This window comes from Kosmotoga sp. (assembly GCF_982836095.1).
The window spans coordinates 1-2,219 of sequence record NZ_CEYIHJ010000229.1 but is presented as its reverse complement, the minus strand read 5'-3'; the positions used below and the strand labels follow the sequence as shown (position 1 = coordinate 2,219).

Annotated in this window: 4 protein-coding genes; all 4 read left to right on the top strand. The window is 39.3% G+C overall.

The features are described 5' to 3' along the window. A partial coding sequence (locus AC3LHT_RS10505; RefSeq protein ID WP_488662856.1) for a hypothetical protein occupies positions 1-294 on the top strand: 294 nt, incomplete at its 5' end. 329 nt (positions 295-623) lie between these two features. Next, positions 624-1,160, top strand: coding sequence for a hypothetical protein (locus AC3LHT_RS10500; RefSeq protein ID WP_488662855.1), 537 nt, complete (start codon positions 624-626; stop codon positions 1,158-1,160). 39 nt (positions 1,161-1,199) lie between these two features. Further along, positions 1,200-1,499: a hypothetical protein gene (locus AC3LHT_RS10495; protein WP_488662854.1), complete on the top strand. Its 300-nt coding sequence runs from the start codon at positions 1,200-1,202 to the stop codon at positions 1,497-1,499. 358 nt (positions 1,500-1,857) lie between these two features. Continuing rightward, entirely contained in the window at positions 1,858-2,043 is a 186-nt protein-coding gene (locus AC3LHT_RS10490; RefSeq protein ID WP_488662853.1) for a hypothetical protein, read from the top strand. Positions 2,044-2,219 lie beyond the last annotated feature (176 nt).

Here is a 2,219-nt window from a genome sequence, read left to right as displayed (position 1 = left end):
CTAGGTGATTATGGAAAACTTCTTGGTGATTCTCTTAGAAAGTGTGTCGATGATGGCGACCTTGGTTATGATACACCAAGCCGGAAACCCTCCCAAGAAGAGCGTGTTATAAGTGCTGAGAATTCTCTTAAGAAAATAGAGTGTCGCTGTACTCCTGATGGAGTAGAGTATTATGTTAATACTACAAACCTTGCACAAGAAGGAGCTAAGCTGCGAATAACAGAGAGCCAAGCAAAGAGCATAATGGAGAGATATAATGGGGGAACGAAGTTTACTCGACGGACCGGAGAATGAAGAAAGGCATGGCAGTACCCGAAGCAAAGCGAGAAAATGCTACTTTTGTGGTGCGATGACAATCAGATTTGCTGAGCACTGGTTGTTTTGCCCGCAATGTGCTGCAATATATACACATATGTTCATATGGGAGACATTCTGCGATCATATTAAAGACAACATGCCAGTCGTAAGAAGCGAATGTTGGTTCAAAAAGGATCGTGAGAAAAAAGCTTACATTAAAGAAACCAACAATGGCCGGCACTGCTCAAAATGTGGTAAACCAGTTGAAGCAGATGGTTGGTAGAAAGGAGTATATTATGGGCAATTTTTATAAAGGAGGTGCCTAAATGAATAAAACGGTGATTACTACATTGCTGGCAGTATTACTACTAGCAAACCCATGTTCAGCTTTCTTTGACCAAATCGGGATGTCTATATCGGTGGGAGGGTTATCTGATCATTCTGTTGGTCATTCAGACTCTAGTCATGATTTCTATTGGCATAGCGTCGGATTGTTTGGTCAACGTAATTTTACTTCTAAATGGTATGGAGATTTTGAAAGCGACGTGGGGTATATGTATTGGATAGGCAAAAATGGAGAAAAAGGTGATCATGCTTTATCATTAGAAACAAGACTCATAATCATGAGGAATGTTTGGAAGCATTTACATTTAGGTGTAGGTGGAGGTTTATGTCTATTATCCGACTCACATAACCACCCAGGGCTAGGTGAGAATGGCTTATATGGCTTGATTACAGCAAAAGCCCGAATTCCTTTTGATAAAGGCTACGGATTAGACATAGAAGCTGATCATATATCCGGTGTAGTAGACGAAGATTCGGGAAGGAATGTGATCAAAGCCCGAATTTATTTTGCGTTCTAATTTGATCTGTTAGCGTCAAAAATGTAGGAGGATTTATCTATGAACAAAAGAAAACGTACTATAAAAAACATCAATGCTGAGATCGAATATATTATTTATTTTCTGAACGTTAAGCATTTAAGCAAAGAAAAAGAAGAACTTGAGGAACGATTAAGAATTTTGGAGAAAGAAATGCTCGAAAAAGGCGGAATAAACTTAATAGTAAACAACAGCTCTGCAATAACTCACATTGCAAAGGCTGGAAAAGCGTCATGTGGAGCAAATATAAATAACAGTTATATGAGAGTTGGTATTAAACCCACATGTCAACGATGCCTTCAACAATACTTGCGTTATTAAGGAGAACTTCACCAAACGATATCACAAAGACAAAAGGAGAAAATAAAAAATGTCTATGATATTTCAGAATAAGGAAATATTCCAGAATAGGGACGAAAAGTGGTATTTTTTGAATGAGACTCGATCAGATAAGATAGGCCCTTATGATACTGAGGCGGAGTGTAGAAAAAAGTTAAAAGAATACATAAATTACCTTGATAAGAAAGATAATAAGATGAAAAGTAGAAGCGAAAAACTTGACAGTGGTAAAAACTAACCAGCCAGCGCAGCCAACCGAAAAACTCGGCAGCTGACTAGGGCGTTAGCCAGGAAAGAGAACAAACCTGTTGGATTTATGCGAGAAAAGCTGGAGGAGAAAATGAGCAAAAAACTCACAAAAAAGATTAACAGCGAAACCAAGACCTTTTGGGATTCAACCAGAGACGCCCGTGTAAAAGTTGAACAATGGCCAAGCTGGAAACGCAATTTAAAGGTTACGCAGTTCTCAAAGGCAGAAAAAGAAAAGCCACACAAGGCAAACTGTATAGGACGACTAACAAGATAATTAAATCCGATCTCATAAATCCGGCGGGTTATCACCATATTAACCATAAAAATAGTAATACCGCTTCTGATGACTCGCCAGACGATTGGGGGTGGAAACCGGACGCACTGTTGCGGGAACCGTGGGATGGGTGCAAGAGCTATGGGTTTACTAAAGAACAATGTGTTAGTACTGAT